The organism is Phycisphaerales bacterium (assembly GCA_040217175.1).
Lineage (GTDB): Bacteria > Planctomycetota > Phycisphaerae > Phycisphaerales > UBA1924 > JAHCJI01.
On record JAVJNT010000002.1, the window covers coordinates 1644146 to 1660683 of the forward strand.

13 protein-coding genes are annotated in these 16538 nt (G+C 70.2%); 12 read left to right on the plus strand and 1 reads right to left on the minus strand.

The genetic code is table 11. The annotated features are described in order from the left end of the window. The first annotated feature begins 33 nt into the window (after window positions 1–33). Window positions 34–3597 carry a carbamoyl-phosphate synthase large subunit gene (gene carB, locus RIA68_14200; GenBank protein MEQ8318594.1) on the plus strand — a complete coding sequence of 1188 codons (3564 nt, stop codon included), beginning with the start codon at window positions 34–36 and terminating at the stop codon, window positions 3595–3597. 389 nt (window positions 3598–3986) lie between these two features. Beyond that, the gene (locus tag RIA68_14205) at window positions 3987–4961 is read left to right on the plus strand and encodes an AraC family transcriptional regulator (GenBank protein MEQ8318595.1); all 975 of its coding nucleotides are present in this window, start codon (window positions 3987–3989) and stop codon (window positions 4959–4961) included. On the opposite strand, the gene RIA68_14210 is transcribed toward RIA68_14205, so the two are convergent. Next, complete coding sequence (locus RIA68_14210) at window positions 4946–5818, minus strand: 6-carboxytetrahydropterin synthase (GenBank protein ID MEQ8318596.1); 873 nt, start codon at window positions 5816–5818, stop codon at window positions 4946–4948. The genes RIA68_14205 and RIA68_14210 overlap by 16 nt on opposite strands. 66 nt (window positions 5819–5884) lie before the next feature. On the opposite strand from RIA68_14210, the gene RIA68_14215 reads away from it, so the two are divergent. The 10 genes from RIA68_14215 (at window position 5885) to RIA68_14260 (ending at window position 16518) form a co-directional block, all read left to right on the plus strand. Further along, window positions 5885–6553, plus strand: a complete 669-nt coding sequence (locus RIA68_14215; GenBank protein MEQ8318597.1) for a glutathione peroxidase — start codon at window positions 5885–5887, stop codon at window positions 6551–6553. Between the two features lie 93 nt (window positions 6554–6646). Then, window positions 6647–8164, plus strand: coding sequence for a GC-type dockerin domain-anchored protein (locus tag RIA68_14220; GenBank protein MEQ8318598.1), 1518 nt, complete (start codon window positions 6647–6649; stop codon window positions 8162–8164). 223 nt (window positions 8165–8387) lie between these two features. Further along, on the plus strand, window positions 8388–9578 hold the full coding sequence (locus tag RIA68_14225; protein MEQ8318599.1) for a type II secretion system F family protein: 1191 nt from the start codon (window positions 8388–8390) through the stop codon (window positions 9576–9578). 200 nt (window positions 9579–9778) lie between these two features. Further along, window positions 9779–10315: a type II secretion system major pseudopilin GspG gene (gene gspG / locus RIA68_14230; GenBank protein MEQ8318600.1), complete on the plus strand. Its 537-nt coding sequence runs from the start codon at window positions 9779–9781 to the stop codon at window positions 10313–10315. Window positions 10316–10386: 71 nt separating this feature from the next. Then, window positions 10387–11484 carry a prepilin-type N-terminal cleavage/methylation domain-containing protein gene (locus tag RIA68_14235; GenBank protein MEQ8318601.1) on the plus strand — a complete coding sequence of 366 codons (1098 nt, stop codon included), beginning with the start codon at window positions 10387–10389 and terminating at the stop codon, window positions 11482–11484. 16 nt (window positions 11485–11500) lie between these two features. After that, window positions 11501–11977 carry a hypothetical protein gene (locus RIA68_14240; GenBank protein MEQ8318602.1) on the plus strand — a complete coding sequence of 159 codons (477 nt, stop codon included), beginning with the start codon at window positions 11501–11503 and terminating at the stop codon, window positions 11975–11977. After that, window positions 11974–12660, plus strand: coding sequence for a type II secretion system protein (locus RIA68_14245; GenBank protein ID MEQ8318603.1), 687 nt, complete (start codon window positions 11974–11976; stop codon window positions 12658–12660). Before RIA68_14240 ends, RIA68_14245 begins: the two co-directional genes overlap by 4 nt. After that, window positions 12657–13991, plus strand: a complete 1335-nt coding sequence (locus RIA68_14250) for a type II secretion system protein GspK (protein ID MEQ8318604.1) — start codon at window positions 12657–12659, stop codon at window positions 13989–13991. Before RIA68_14245 ends, RIA68_14250 begins: the two co-directional genes overlap by 4 nt. After that, complete coding sequence (locus RIA68_14255) at window positions 13988–15520, plus strand: hypothetical protein (protein MEQ8318605.1); 1533 nt, start codon at window positions 13988–13990, stop codon at window positions 15518–15520. The genes RIA68_14250 and RIA68_14255 overlap by 4 nt, the downstream gene beginning before the upstream one ends. Then, on the plus strand, window positions 15517–16518 hold the full coding sequence (locus RIA68_14260; GenBank protein MEQ8318606.1) for a hypothetical protein: 1002 nt from the start codon (window positions 15517–15519) through the stop codon (window positions 16516–16518). Before RIA68_14255 ends, RIA68_14260 begins: the two co-directional genes overlap by 4 nt. Window positions 16519–16538 lie beyond the last annotated feature (20 nt).

Consider the following 16538-nt stretch of genomic DNA (forward strand, 5'->3'; position numbering starts at 1 on the left):
CCGGTCTGGATGACCCCCGGAGGTGGCCTCGGGATGCCCAAACGAGAAGACGTCCGCACCATCCTCGTGCTCGGGTCCGGGCCGATCGTGATCGGCCAGGGCTGCGAGTTCGACTACTCGGGTGCCCAGGCGTGCAAGGCCCTGCGGGCCGAGGGCTGCCGGGTGGTGCTGGTCAACTCGAACCCCGCCACCATCATGACCGATCCGAGCATGTCGGATCGCACCTACATCGAGCCCATCACGCCCGAGAGCGTCCGCAAGATCATCCAGAAGGAGTGCGACGAGTCGGCCGGCGGCCAGGGCATTGACGCCATCCTGCCCACGCTCGGCGGCCAAACCGCGCTGAACTGCGCGTGCACGCTCTTCGACAACGGCACCCTCGACGAGTTCGGCATCGAGATGATCGGGGCTGACCGCGAGGTCATCCACCGCGCCGAAGACCGCGAGGCCTTCCGAAAGGTGTGCGAGGCCGAAGACCTGCCGCTCGCGCCCTCACGCACGGTCAAGAGCCTCGACGAAGCGATGGAAGCGCTCGACGAGCTCGGCCTGCCGTCGATCGTCCGCCCGGCCTTCACGCTCGGCGGCTGGGGCGGCGGCGTCGCGTACAACACCGAGGAATTCCGCCAGCAGGTGGCCCGCGGCCTCAGCGCCAGCATGATCGGCCAGGTCCAGATCGACAAGAGCCTGCTCGGCTGGAAGGAGTACGAGCTCGAGGTCGTCCGCGACAAGCACGACAACTGCGTCATCGTGTGCGGCATCGAGAACATCGACGCCATGGGCGTGCACACGGGCGACTCCATCACCGTCGCACCCATCCTGACGCTCACCGACAAGGAGTACCAGGTGCTCCGCGACGCCGCGTTCGCGGTGGTGCGGGCCGTCGGCGTCGAGACCGGCGGCAGCAACGTGCAGTTCGCCGTGAACCCCAGCCCGACGCCGAACGATGACGGAACGGAGGCGTTCGAGTTCGTCGTGGTCGAGATGAACCCGCGGGTGTCACGCTCGAGCGCGCTGGCCAGCAAGGCCACGGGCTTCCCGATCGCCAAGATCGCTGCCCGGCTCGCCCTGGGCTACACGCTCGATGAGCTGCGCAACGACATCACCGCGACGACGAGCGCTTGCTTCGAGCCAAGCATCGACTACGTCGTCACCAAGATGCCGCGGTGGACCTTCGAGAAGTTCCCCGAGGCCGACGAGACGCTGACGACGCAGATGAAGAGCGTGGGCGAGGCCATGGCCATCGGCCGGACCTTCAAGGAGAGCCTGCAGAAGGCCATCCGCTCGATGGAGGTCAAGCGGTTCGGCCTGGGCCTCGACCGCAACGATAAGTGGCTGACGGCGACGCGGGCGATCGAGCGCGAGCAGCTCGTCCTCGACTTCGCCGAGCCGGGCGACCCGACGCACATCATCAGCGCGACCGGCCTGCGTACCGCCGATGGTCAGCCGATCGAATGGCCCATCGACGACACGAAGCTCACGCGAAAGCTCGCGGTGCCAAGCCAGGGCCGGCTGTACTACGTGCGATACGCGCTCAAGATGGGCTGGTCGATCGAGCAGATCCATGGGCTCACCAAGATCGACCCGTTCTTCCTAAGCCAGATTGCAGAGCTCGTATCGTTCGAGGACACGCTGCTGGCGTATGAGAAGCTCGACGATGTGCCCGAGCACGTCTTACGCGAGGCCAAGCGGCTGGGATACAGCGACGCCCAGCTCGCCAACGTCTATCTCGACACCATCAGCAGCAAGACCATCCTGAGCGTACGAGAGCGTCGCAAGGGCTACGGGATCATCCCCGCTTTCAAGCTGGTCGATACCTGTGCCGCCGAGTTCGAGGCCGCGACGCCCTACTACTACTCGACCTACGAGAGCCCCGTCATGGTCTATGACGAGGCGGGCAACGCGACGCAGCAATACGACACCGAGGTCCGCATCACCGATGCGCCGAAGGTCGTGATCCTCGGCGGGGGGCCCAACCGCATCGGCCAGGGCATCGAATTCGATTACTGTTGTTGCCACGCCGCCTTCGCCGCGCGCGAGATGGGCATCGAGAGCGTGATGATCAACTCGAACCCCGAGACGGTCAGCACCGACTACGACACCAGTGATCTTCTCTTCTTCGAGCCGCTCACCCTCGAAGACGTGCTGAACGTGACCGAGGCAATCAGCCCCGATGGCCAGCTCACCGGCGCCATCGTGCAGTACGGCGGGCAGACGCCGCTGAATCTCGCCCACGGCCTGGCGATGGCTGGCACGCCCATCATCGGTACGAGCCTCGACAGCATCGACCTCGCAGAAGATCGTGATCAGTTCGACCACCTGCTCGAAGAAGTCGGCCTCGCGCGACCGGCCAGCGGCATCGCTCGCTCTCGCCAGCGGGCCGAGGAGATCGCATCCGAGCTGGGCTACCCGGTGCTCGTGCGGCCGAGTTACGTCTTGGGTGGCCGGGGCATGGAGATCTGCCAGACCAAGTCGGCCCTGCGCCGCTTCGTCGACAGCGCCGTGCACAGCGCGGGGCTCGACGGCGGGCTCGACGACGCGCCGATCCTCATCGACAAGTTCCTCGACGGCGCCACCGAGGTCGACGTCGACGTCATCGCCGACTTCGATCCTTCCCTGGATGTTGGGCGCCAGCGCGAGGGCGCCCGCGCCGTCATCTGCGGCATCATGGAACACATCGAGCACGCGGGCGTGCACAGCGGCGACAGCACGTGCTTCCTGCCACCCAACGAGCTCTCGCCGCGCACCGTCGCGAAGGTGCGCGATGCCGCCCAGAAGCTGGCCGCGAGCCTCAAGGTCTGCGGGCTCATGAACGTGCAGCTCGCGATCAAGGACGACGTCGTCTACGTGCTCGAGGTCAATCCACGCGCGAGCCGCACGGCTCCCTACGTCAGCAAGGCCACGCACGTGCCCTGGCCCAACCTGGCCGCCCGCGTCATGATGGGCGCCACGCTCGACGAGCTGGGCGTCCACGAAGTACTCGATGCCGGCGCGTTCGCAGTGAAGGCGCCCGTGTTCCCGCACCAGAAGTTCCCACGCGTCGACTTCGTGCTGGGCCCGGAGATGCGCAGCACGGGCGAGGTCATGGGCATGGACGCGTCGCCGCCGCTCGCCCTTGCCAAGGCCGCGATGGCCGCGGGCAACACGCTCCCGACGGCGGGCGCCGTGTTCGTCTCGGTGCGAGACGCCGACAAGCCGGGCATCCTGCCCGTCGTGCGCGGGCTGGCGGCAATGGGCTTCGTGATCTACAGCACGGGCGGCACCGCCGAGTTCCTGGCGCGCTACAGCGTGCGTACGAACCTGGTGCAGAAGATCGCCACCGGCGCTCGTCCAAACGTCATCGACATGATGACCAGCGGCGACATCAACCTCGTGATCAACACGCCGACCGCCAGCGGCAGCGAGACGGACGAGGGGCGCATCCGCTCGACCGCCGTACGCCTCTCGATCCCGATGATCACGACCGCCACGGCCGCGCGCGCCGCCGTCGACGCCATCGCGGCCCTGCGGGCCGGTGATTGGTCGGTGCGTCCGCTGCAGGAGTACGCCCAGGCCGCCCAGGCCATCGACGCGAACCGGCAGCCCGTCGCCGCACGCTGAGCATCTAGGTAATCTGGGCCCGAGCACGAATCGGTAACGCGCTCGTGCGTGCTCGCGTCGTCGATGGCCCGAAAACGGGCTCCGCACGCCCTGGCGCACGCGTGCGGCCCATCCAACATCCCAGATTCTTGCTCGCACCCCGCAGTTTCGGTGGGCGTCGCGACGGGTCGCAACCGGTGATCCGTCGTTATGTATAGAAAGCGGCACGATCGAATCCCAACGACGGAGAGATGTTGGGACGCACGACTGCCGGAGCGACCGAGGCCCGACCGGGCCGCACGACCTCGCCCCCAGCCCGGGGACGCCGAAGGCTCCGACGTGTTGAAATGCTGCTCACGGATGGCCACGACCGGACGGGCAACCCGGTGTAAAGGACTCTCTGCATGCGGATGAGCGAACGTGGTGCGTCGGGGTTGCATCGCCTGCGCGGCAGGCCCGGGCTGAGCCCGAACGAGTTGGTCGTCGCCGATCGCGATTGGCTGCACGGACGGTTCCGTCTGCCGGTCGATTCGCCGAACTTCGCGAACACGGGCCCGATCTTCTGGCCCACGGTCGTCTTCGCGCGCGATCCGGTCATCATCACGCAGGAAGGCGCCGAGCCGGTCGTCGCCGATCCGAACACGACGATGGTGTACAACGCCATGCGACCGTACACGCGTGAAGCACTCACCGATCGCGGTGATCGCTGCGAGTGGTTCAGCGTGGCGCCGCACCTTGCCTTGGAGATCGCGCGGAGCCTGGGGCTCAAGGCCGATCGTCCCGAGTCGCTCGCGCCGTTTACGCACGCGATCTGCCCGCCCGAGCTCTACCGAGACCAGCGCCGGCTCAGCCACGGCCTGGCCGCCTCCGAGTCCGACCCGCTGGGGTTGGGCGAGGCCGTGCTCGACGTCTTCCGCCGCGCGCTCGAGCCGGGCGTGGGAGCTCGTCGCCGCAAGTCGGCCGCCACGACCGAGCCCACGCGCCGTGCGCACCGAGACCTCGCCGAGAACGCCAAGGCCGTGCTCGCCCAGCGGTACGCCGACAGGCTCACGCTCGACGAGCTGTCGGACGAGCTCGAGGTCTCACCGTTCCATCTCGCGCGAACGTTCCGCCACTGGACGGGCCAGACCGTGCACAAGTACCTCACGGCCCTGCGCATCGCGGCCGCGCTCGACTTCATCGCCCAGGGCATGCCGCTGAACGAGGTCGCCGCGTGCACGGGCTTCAGCAGCCACAGCCACTTCACGCAGACCTTCGGCTGCCTGCTGGGCGAGAGCCCCTCGGCCTGGAGACGCAAGATCCTGCGTCCGGCCGTCACGCCCGCGTCACCCGAACCTTCGGTCGCGATCGAACCGGCCTCGGCCGAGCTTCACGACGCCGGGTAGGTGCACCGCGTCCGGTCGGTCTCCCACACGGTGACCTCGAGGAGCCGCGCGCCCGAGTTCGTGGCGTCGATGGCCCGGCTCAAGCGCTCGTAGCACGCTCGCGCGATGTGCTCGACGCTCGGGTTCACGCCCGACTTGCTGAAGTCGGGCGGATCGACGTTGAGGTTCGTGTGGTCGAACGCTTCGATGATCGTCTCGTCGGCGAGGCGCTCGAGGTCGTGCATCGTGAACGGCATCGGGCCGCTATCCGGGAGCGGCGCTTCGACGGCGGGCTCGACCTGGTAGTTGTGCCCGTGCCCGCTGGGGTTGTTGCACTTGCCGAAGAGCTCCTGGTTCTCCTCGTCGCTGAGCGCATCGACGTGCAGCCGGTGGGCGGCGGCGAAGTCGAACCTCGTGCGCAGGATGACGGTCGTTGCTTCTTGCGTCTCGGTCGGTGCGTGCATGGTGATGCTCGAGTATGGGGTCAGGTTCCAGCGGAGCGAGGCGAGCGAGACCGGCAGGGCGTCGGCCAGCGCCCCGACCAGGCCGGGCAGCAGCGTCGCCGGCTCGCGCGACGGCTCGTCGTGGCAGGCGCCCGCGATCATCGGCACGACGGCGCCCCGGACGGCCCGGTCGATCGCCTTGATATCGATGAGGTAGCCCGTGACCGGATCGGGCACGCCGCGGGCGGTCACGTCGACGCTGTAGTACCGTCCCAGCCCCCGCATGGCCGGCTTGGCGGCGTAGCCGTTGGGGTCGGTGGCGATCTGGGAGGCCGGATCCCCGAACGAACGGTCGTTCACGCAGAACCGCGTGGTGCGGATGAGTTCGATGGTGCCGCTGGCCGGCGGGGACGTGCTGGTATCGCTCGGTGCCACGCCCCACGGTAGTACGATCCGACGGACCGTTCGGCTCCGAGCTGGACGGGAGAAGGAGGAACACCCATGACCCGCAGGACTCTCACGCGTGCCGGAACGGCGATCGGCCTCGGACTGCTGATCGGCATCGCCGGCTGCTCGGGCGACGGCAACGGCCACGACGACGATTCGATGCGTTCGACCAGCCAGCAGTCCGCCACCCACGACCGGCCCGACCAGGAGCGTGCCGACCAGGAGCAAACCGCCATGACCGGAACCCAGCAGTCTGGCCCCTCCGTCCGCGGCGTCCGATTCGAGATGGCCGACGGCTCGCTCGCGACGATGGACGAGTTCCAGGGCCGGGTGGTCCTCGTCGTCAACACCGCCAGCCGCTGCGGCCTGACGCCCCAGGTCGGCCAGCTCGAGACGCTGCAGCAGGCCAACGCCGGCAAGCCCTTCACCGTGCTCGCCTTCCCGAGCGCAAGCTTCAACCAGGAGCCCCTCGCGTCGGCCGAGGCCGCCAGCTTCTGCGCCGACATGGGCGCGACCTACCCCGTCGCCGCGAAGGTCGACGTGAAGGGCGAGAGCGCCCACCCGCTCTTCGCCACGCTCAGCGAGCAGGGCGGCGAGCCGACCTGGAACTTCACCAAGTACCTCGTCGACAAGGACGGCAACGTCGTCGCGCGGTTCGACCCCAGGACCGAGCCGACATCCGCCGAGATCCAGTCGGCGATCGACGCGGCGCTGCGGGGCTAGGGACTCCGTCGACGAGAAGGGGTTGTGGAACGACCGAATTTCGGGTACATTGACCCCACCCGCCGCTCGCCGCGGCGTGCGAGGGAGTGAGATATGCCCGAGCTTCGTCCATGCTTTCTAGCCTCGGCGGCGCTCCTGGCGTCCGCCTCGTGTGGCCTTGCACAGACCGCCATCGAGTGGGCCAGCGCCGTCGACGGTGACTTTGGCGTGCCGACTAACTGGTCGCCGGCGTTCGTACCCGGCGTGCTCGACACGGCCGTGCTCGGTCGTTCGGGGCCATACGTGGTCTCCACGGACGGCGGCGAGCTCGCCTCGGTCGAGATGCCCAACGCTGAGGCGACGCTGGGGCTGGACAGCGGAAGAACACTGGTGCTGACCGGCGCCCCCGGCCCGGGCGACCCGCGCACGGTCTCGGGCACGGGCACGCTGGTGGTGAACCGGGAGGCCGCCGCGGGCGGGGCCACGCTTATCCTCCACCGCGGCACCGTGATGACGGGCGTGATCCGGCTCAACGGCTTCGACGTCGATGCCGCGAGCCTCCGCACCGATGGCGACGGCCCGCCGCCCGTGCTCGCCGGCGTGGTATCCGGCCGCGGCCAGCTCCAGGACGACTTCGCTCTGACTGGGTCCCTCGACGCGACCGGTGCGGGCGACGTCCTCCGCGTCGACCGCGCCACGATCGTGCTGTCGCCGACCGCGATCGTCCGGGCCAACGCCGGGGGCGCCATCCTGCTCACGCAGACCACGATGCAGGGCGGCGTCTTCGACGGTGGCAATGGCGGGGGCCTCGACGCAAACGGCGGCGCCATCGCCGACGCCGAATTCCTGAACCGGTGGATCATGCCCCACGGGGCCCGTCTCCAACTGCAGGGCCTCGTCGATGGCGGCGGAACCATCGTCGTCAACGACCGCCCGGGCGGGCAGCGAACCAGCCTGGAGCTGGCCCAAGCCGCGACGATAGAGGTCGCCGTGGTGCTGAACGGCCCCGAAGACTCAAGCGATGCCCGGCTGGTGGGACCCGCCTCGGGCGCGCCGCCAGTGATGCTGGGCGAGGTCACCGGAGCGGGCCAGCTCGTGGGGCGCTTGGAGCTGGCCGGCAGGCTGGCACCGAGCGCGGGCGACGGCTCGCCCGATTCGTCCATCGGCACGCTCGTCCCCAGGAGCGCCGATCACACGATCACCGCGACGGCGCGCACGGAGATCGACGTCGCGGGAACGGCCGACGACGCGTTCGACCGCATCGCCGGCCAGGGCACGATCCGGCTCGGCGGCACGCTCGCGGTTGCCTTCGCCGACGGCTTCGCACCAGCGCCCGGCGACCGCTTCGAGATCGTGAGCGCGACGAGCATCGAGGGTACGTTCGACGCGGTCGACCTCGGCTCGGTCGGTAGCGCCGGCCCGGCCCACCTGGTGTACGCGGGCGACTCGGTCACCGTCGTCGCGTGCGCCGCCGACCGCGATGGCGACGGCGAGCTGACCATCTTCGACTTTCTGGGCTTCCAGAACCAGTTCGACGCCGGCGACGCGCAGGCCGATCTGGACCGTGATGGATTGTTGACGATCTTCGACTTCCTGGCGTTCCAGAATCGCTTCGATGCAGGGTGCGGGTGAGGCACGAGCGATGTACTCAGTGATGGCGACGCGACACCCACGGATCGTGATGTTGAAGCTCGTCGCCGTCGCAACCGTCGCCGGCCTGGTACCTGCCGTCCTGAACGTGCCGATCTAGGCGGACGTGGCCCGGCGCACGCCGATCTATCGCCTCGCTCATTCCCAAGTTCTCGCTGCCTGCTGCCCGATCCCCGATGCCTCCCGCCTCCGCGTACCCTGACCCATGCCCACCTTCCGCTACCAGGCCGTCGACGCGAACGGGCAGGCCGTGATCGGCACGCTCGCGGGGGCCAGCGAGGCGGCCATCCTCGGCGAGCTGGCCGAGCGGAGCCTGGTGCCCGTCGAGGTCACCGCCCAGAAGCCCAGGGCTTCATTCCGCAAGAAGGGCCTGGGCCCCCGCCAGCTCGCCACGGCATACCAGCAGGTCGCCGACCTCCTGCGCGCGGGCGTGCCGCTCATGCGCGCCATCACGCTGCTGGCCCGCGGCAAGAGCAAGCCGCGCCGGGCCGAGATCTTCCGGCAGCTCGCCGAGGGGGTCAGCCGGGGCGAGGAACTCGCCGACGCGATGGCCGCCCAGGAGGGCGTCTTCCCGCAGACGCACGTCGCGATGGTGCGCGCGGGCGAGAAGGGCGGGAGCCTCGAGCCGGTGCTGGTGCGACTGGCGGGCATGGTCAAGGCCCAGGCCGAGCTGCGGGCCAAGCTGTTCGGCGCGCTCGCCTACCCGGCGGTGCTGGTGTTCGTGGGCGTGGGCGTGCTGGGGCTGATCTTCGGCCTGTTCCTGCCCATGTTCGGCGACGTGCTCGAGCAGGTCGACCCGATGCCGCCCATTACCGTCGCGCTGTTCGCCATCAGCGCCGCCGTCACGAGCAAGGGGCCGATCACCGCCATCGTGCTCGCGGTGCTGGCGGCCATCGCGTGGCGGCTGAGCAAGCGGCCGGACGTCTCGCGCGCCATCGCCGTCGCCAAGACGCGGGCCCCGGTGCTCGGGCCGCTGGTGCGGTCGATCGCCGTCGCGCGCTTCTGCCGGACGTTCGGGACGATGCTGGCCAACGGCGTGCCCGTGCTGGCGGCCATGCGGATCGCCGAGGACGCCGCCGGCAACGTGCTCTTGAAGGAGGCGGTCGCCGAGGCGGGCGAGGCGGTGAAGGCGGGCGAGCCGCTGGCGGGCCCGCTGGGCGTCAGCGGGCTGTTCGACGAGGACGTGGTCGAGATGATCTCGGTGGGCGAGAGCGCCAACAACCTGGCCGACGTGCTCGAGACCATCGCCGAGACGATCGAGTCGCGGGTCGAGCGGCTGCTATCGACGGCGGTGGCGCTGGTGGGCCCGGTGATGCTGCTGTCGCTGGCAGTGGTGGTGGCGTTTGTGGCTATCGGACTCATCTTGCCGATGCTGGAGCTGAGCGACGTCAGCTGACCGACGGGCTGTCGCGTGGGCCCCGGGCGTCCGCCTGGGAATTCCCGCGTTACGCCCGGCGATAAGCTAGCGTAGACTAAGCCTGCGGACCACTCGGCCCGCAAGCGACAGGCAGCGACCATCCACGACAGCACGGCAGCGGCGGGGTCGGACCCCCGCTCGAAGGCCCGGCGAGGGCCCCTCGAAGGGAAGACGGAACGATGCAGACCCGATCGCACACCACGACCGAACGTGGCGGCCAGCGCCGCAAGCCCATGGCCGCGAAGACCTTGCGTCGGCGGGCCTTCTCGCTGATCGAGATCATGATCGTGCTGGCCATCATCGTGATGATCAGCGGCCTGGTGGGCTTCGCCCTGCTCAGCCGCCGCGACGAGGCCAAGGTGAACGAGGCCGAGATCAAGATCAACACGCTCAAGGGCGCCCTGCTCGACTTTAACCGCCGTTACGGCCGCTACCCGACCGAGGACGAGGGCCTGGCCGTGCTGTGGAGCAGCTCGACGGTCGACCCGGAGCTCGAGGACCAGTGGTCCGAGTCGGTCAGCGAGTCGATGCCCAACGACCCCTGGGGTAATCCGTGGGAGTACAACCCCGAGGGCCTCAGGCGCGAGGGCTACTACGACCTCTCGAGCAACGGGCCCGACGGCGAGCCCGAGACCGAGGACGACATCTACGCGTGGGCCGAGGACGAGGACGGCATGGGCTCCAGCGAGGGCCTGGCCCCGCCGCCGGCGGGCTGATCGCCCGTTCTGGTCGCCCGTCCTGATCGCGGGGCGATCCGGCTTGGGTTTCTTGTGGAGGTGTCGGGACGATGCGCCGCCGAGGCTTCACGCTCATCGAGGTGCTCGTGGCCCTGGGGCTGCTGGTGGTGATCTCGTCGCTGGCGCTGCCCGTCGCGCTCACCAACACCGACGGGGCGCGCGCCCGCACGGCCGAGCGCATCCTGACGCTGGCGCCCGCCGTCGCGCGGGCCGAGGCCCAGCGGTCGGGCGTGCCCGTGGCGTTGGTGCTCGCACCGTCCGAGGATGACCAGTCGCTGAGTCTGCTCGTCGTGCGTGAGCCCGAGCCGGGCGCTGAGTCCGCCGCCGACCAGCGCGCCGACCCCAGCGACGTCTCGACCTGGCCGCGCGTCGACGAGGATCGGGTGCTTCCCGAGGGCACGCGCCTGTGGCAGGGCCAGATGCAGCGGCTCGAAGCGTTCGAGGAACGGGCCCGGGCCCAAGCCGAGGCCGAGCCCGCCGAGGGCTCGCCGCTCGAGCTGGCGTTCACCGACGACGAGGAACTCGCCCCGCCGCTGGGCGCGATGGACGAGCCCGCCGAACCGGTGGTGCTCGCGTGGTACCTGAGCGATGGATCGGCCATGGCGGGCGAGGCGACCGTCGTGCGCCTGGCAGACGGCCGCGTCGTGCGGGTGCGGGTCGAGCCGCTCGTCGGCCGGCTCGTGTTCACCCGCGCGCCGGAGCTGGAAGAGCGGCCCGAGCGACCGGATGAACCCGACGAAGCGCCCGCGGACGCTTCCGAGCCCGACGGGCAGGACTCGCCCGAGCGTCCCGTTCGAAGTGCGACGACGGCGTCGCGGTTCGAGGCGCCCCAATTCGAGCGTCCGCAGTTCGACGAGTTCGAGTTCGATCGCCCCGAGTTTGAGTCGCGCGACTTCGATCGGCGCGGGTTCGAGTCTCGGGGCTTCGAGTCCAGGGACTTCGATTCGCGGGAGTTCGAACAACGCGAGTTCGAACAACGCGAGTTCGAGCAGCGTGAATTCGACGACCTGCAGTTCGATCCGCTCGAATTCGACGACCTCGGCGACGGCGACGAATCCGAGGAATCGAGCGACGAGGCCCAGGCACCCGAGCCGCCCGAGCAGACCAATCCCGAGCCACCCCAGCCCAGACCGAGCCAGACCGGATAGCCCGACGGAATCAACGATGCCAGCCAGCACGCGGCGGAGCCGCAGGCCAACCAAGCGACACGGAGGTCGACGCGAGCACCCGCGCCGGGGCTTCGTGCTGCTCGACCTCGTGCTGGCGTTGGCGATGTTCGTGGTCGGCGGGCTGGCGATCCTCAGCCAGCTCGACTTCGGGGCCCGCCGGATCATCGACGCCGAGCACCGCCTGGGAGCCACCGGCGTCGCGCGCACGGCCCTGGGCCTGCTCGAAAGCGGCGCCATGAGCGACCGCGAACTGACCGGGCCGGCGAGCGAGTGGGCGTCGCCCGCGACCGAGAGCGCCGCGTTTGACGCGCCGAGCGACTGGATGTGCGAGGTCGACCTCGAGCCCAGCGAATGGCCCGGACTCTCGCTGGCGACGGTCCGCGTGCGCCGGCTGGAAGCGGACGGCGAGGGGCCCGTGCTGGCGACGCTCCGGCAGCTCGTGCCGATGGACGGCGTCGGGGGTGGGCCATGAGCCAGGCCTTGCGCTGCCCACGCGTCCGCGGGTTCACCATGCTCGAGGTCATGATCGCGATCGGGATCCTGGCGGTCCTGAGCGCGGCCCTGATCACGTTTACGTTCGGTCTTGCTGGTCGGCGGGATCGGCTCGTGCGCGAGGGCGAGCGAAGCGCCATGCTCGCGCGCGTGCTCGACCGCGTCGAGCGATTGGCGGCGACCGCGTCCCATCATGCGCGCCATGGCGAGGACTTCTTCGAGCTGCGTGGTCGCGGCATCTGGCCGGCGGCCGGCCGGTCGGGCGTGCCCGCCGGAGCATCGGACGTCACCGGTCGGCTGTCCTTCTCGGAAGACGCCGAAGAAATCACCTGGCGCGAGACGAGCGGGAGCGAGTCGGTCGAGCTGGTCGTGACCGACGTCGAAGCCGTCTACGTCGATCACTTCGAAGAACTGGTGACCGCCTCGGGCAGCCGCCCGCCGCTGCGGCTATGCATCTGGCTCGCGCCGGTCGACCGCCAACGCCAGGTGGACCCGGAAGAGGAACTGGACGAACGATTCGCGCCCGAACGATCGCTGTTCGACGAGCCCGAACTGCCCGAGCGACCGGCCGACGTCGTGTTCGTCGTGGGCGATCCGCTCGGCAAGTCGCTGGGCGGAACACAGCCGAGCCCCCCGGACGACCCGATGGGGATGGCGCCATGACCCGCACGAGGCACGAGCGCGGGGTCGCGGTGCTGGTGGTGCTGGTGGTGCTGGCCATCGGCGCCCTGGCGGGTACGGTCGCGCTGCTGGCCGCCCGCAGCGCGGGCGAGGCGACGGCGTCGACCGCCGGCCGGCTGCAGTCGCGCCTGACCATGCGGTCGGGCATGCTGGCGATCGAGCAGGCCGCGCTCGACCAGCGGGCCGACGTACTCGCCGGCGGCGAATTCGTCGTCGACGACCCGATCGAGCTGTTCGAGGAGGGCAACCGCACCGCGACCTTCCGCCTCGACGCCGGCATTACGCCCGACGCCGTCTCGCTCGACGCCCTGCTCGACGTCAACACGTGCACCGCGTCGATGCTGGCAAGGCTGCCCGGCATGGACGAGACGCTCGGCGCGGCGGTGGCCGCAGAATTGCCCGTGCGGTCGCTCCGCGAGCTGCTCGACGCCGAGGGCGTGACCGTCGAGCTCGTGTACGGCGAGTACGACGAGCAGGGGCAGTTGACCTCCGACACGATCCCGCTGGCCAGCCTGCTGACGGTGGGATCGGTCGATCCGGCGATCGCCGTCGGCGTGGGCGGTGCGTCGACCCTGGCCGAGCGAGTCGACGTGTCCCAGCCGTTCGACGAGGCCATGGGCGAGCGGCTGACCGCGTCGCTCGACCGGCAGGAGGGCTCGGGCCAGCTCGTCGCGATGCTGGCTCAGCGGGATACGCCGCCCTCGTCACTTGTGGACGTCGCAAGGGCGCTTCGCAGCCAGATGACCCTGGCGACGACGGGGCAGGTGCTCGACGTCGTCTGCATCGGGAGCGCCCCGGGCCGGGGACGGGTCGACATCAACCGAGCGCCGTTCGAGGTGCTCGCGGCGCTGCCGGGCCTCGACGAAGAAACCGCCCAGCAGATCGTCGACGCGCGGCGGAGCCTTGATCCCGACGAGTTGAAGGATCCCCTGTGGCCGCTGCGCGAGGGGCTGGTCGATGAGGACACCATGCTGGAAGTCCTCGAGCGGGTCACGACCAGGAGCGTGCGCTGGGTGTTGCGTGCCGAGGCGGGCATGGCGGCCGTGCGCGAGCGTTCCGTGGGCATCGACTCGCTCGAAGACGCCCGGCGTGCGCGGGCGGGCATGTCGTCGGCCGACGAGGACCGCCTGCGCAACCGCGTGGCGATGGACCTGCTGGTCGACTTCTCCGGCCCTCGGCCCGTGGTCGTTCCGCTGGGCGAGGTGAGCATCGCCGGCGAGCTGGCGGCCGTCGCCCGCGTGCTGGCCCTGGCCGATGGCCCGACGGACGAGCTGCCCGAGCCCGAGCGTGACGGCCGGGAGGTGCGCCCGTGAGCGGCACGCGACTGGCCATGGAGTGGCACGCCGGCTGGCTGACGGTCGTCCCCGTCGGCAGCGAGCGGGGTCGGCCCCGGCTGGGCACGGGGTTCTGCACGAGGTTGCCCGAGTCGATCGCGAGCGACGACGCCGAGGCGGTCGGGCAGTGGGTAGGCGAGCAACTCCGCCAGGCCGGGCTCAAGGGCCGGCAGGTCGCGTGGGTCGCGGGCCGGGGAGACCTGCTTCTCAAGCGGCTGAGCCTGCCCAAGCCGCCGAGCGAGGGCCAGCTTCCGGCGATGGTGAAGCTGCAGATGAGCCGTGCCATGCCGGTGCAGGGCTCGGACGCGTCGACCGACTTCGTGGTGCTTCGCGAAGACGACGGCAAGCTCGACCTGCTGGGCGCCTCGGTGCCAGCCGAGCGGATGGCCTGGATGCGGTCGATGCTCGGGGCCGCGAAGCTGAAGCTGGCCTCGGTGGTGCTGCGGGCGCAGTGCTCGGCGTGCATCGCCGGGCTGCCCGACGCCGGGCACGCACGGATCGTGGTCTCGCCCGGCGCCTCGTCGGTCGAGATCGCGGTGGTCGAGCCGGGCGGCGTGGTCACCAGCCGGGGCGTTGATGCGACGTGGCCGACGGGCGAGCAGGAGGGCTTCGTCCGCCGCATCGCCGTCGAGGTGAAGCGGACGTGGATGGGCTACCGCGCGGCCCAGCACTCGCTGCCGGTGCAGGACGCGGTCGTGATCGGCGGCAGCGGGCTCTGCCAGGCGATCGCCGAGGAAGTCGCCGAGACGATCGAGGCCGAAACGACAGCGCTGTCGGCCGAATCGTTCGCGGTGCAGGGTGACCCGAGCGGCGCCGACACGACGCGGTGGCTCGCGCTCGCGGGCATCGGCGTCGGTTCGTGCAAGGGCATCGACCTGCTGAATCCCACGCGCGCCCGAGCCGAGCGGTCGCAGACGCGAGAGCGCGTGCTGCTCGGCGCGATGGCAGTCATCGCCGTCGTGGGCGGGCTCGGCGTGTACGGCTACATCCGATTGGGCGATCTCCAGCAGGAGAAGGCCCGCCTGACCAGCCAGGTCTCGACGCTCCGCGGCGACTACACCGAGCTCGTGCTCGACCAGACGCGGCTCGAGCACCTGCGGGCCCTCCGCCAGACGCGGCCCGAATGGTCGGGCCACCTCGAGCGCGTGATTGGCCACGCGGCGGCGTCGGGCGTGCGGCTCGAGCAACTGTCTGGCGCCTCGCGGGGCGGCGTGTGGTTCGGCGACCCGAGCGGCGCCCGGAGCTATTCGTTTACGGCCGCCGAGTACCGGCCGGCCGTCCGCGGCGAGCTCAGCCTCCAGGGCGTGGGCGAGCAACGCGATGCGGCGAGCGCGGTGCGCGGCCGGCTCGTCGACGACCCGCTTTACTTTGTACAGACACAGGGGCCCGACGCGGGGCTGGGCTTCAAGCTCGAGGTCGATACGACGACGCGCGCGGCCTCGCAGGTCACGGAAGCTTCCTCCGGAGAGGGCGACCAGACCGACGCGGGCGAAGGGGGTGGCCCGTGAACCCCCGCCTGGTGCGCTTGCTCATGGTCGCCGGCGGCGCGGTGGCGCTCGCCGGCGCGTTGGGGTGGGGCTACGTTGCGCTCTACGAGCGTCCCGCGGCCCAGCTCCGCGACGACATCGAGTCGCTGACCGGCCAGAAGGGCGACTACGAGACCGCGCTGCTGGAGGAAAGCCGCGTTCGCCGCGAGCTCGAAGAGATCGTCGCAGGCGCCGTCCACGCAGACCGCGACTCGCTCGAGCACCGGCTGCGAACCGCCAGCGCGACGCTCGCGTTCGATGCCGGGCTGACGAGGCTCGAGATCAACTCGCTGCCGCCCAGGGCGCTCGGCAACCCGGCGGGCCAGGCGCGAGGCATCCGGGAACGCTCCTTCCAGCGCTCGTTGCGCGACCGGATCGATGCCAGCGAAGCGCGGGTCGTGGTTTCGGGCGAGGGCACGCTGGAGTCGGTGCTGCGGGCGTTGGCGCTTGCCGACGCGCAGCGTTGGACGCTCGGCGTGGACTCATGGAGCATCAAGCCCGCGCGCCTCGAGGAAGGCAAGCCGGCCGTGTTCAAGCTGTCGATGACGCTGACGGCCCTTGTGGTGGACGACGGCGGCTCGATCGCGGGCGAGATCACCATCGACCCGCTGGACGACCGCGTGCAGGGTCAACTCGCTTCGGTGGTGCTTGCCGACCCGTTCAAGACGGCGTTGGCGCCGCAGCCGGTGGTCGTGCAGGCGCCGCCGCCACCACTGCCACCGAAGACCGAGCCGCCACCGCCGCCCCCGCCGGGCGCGGGCTGGCGCCTGGCGGGCGTCTTGAAGGGCGAGACCGGGCAATACGCGATCGTGGTGCACGAGAACGGACGCCGGCGGACGCTGGCGCTGGGAGAGGAGGTCGGCGGGCTCCGGCTGGCCGACCTGCTGGGAGAGGTGGCCACCTTCGAGGCCAACGACGAGCGATTCGAGGTGCGCAACGGCGAGCTGCTGGCCGCCGCGCGCGGAAGGGAACGGCGATGAGTCTGGACCAAGGACGACGT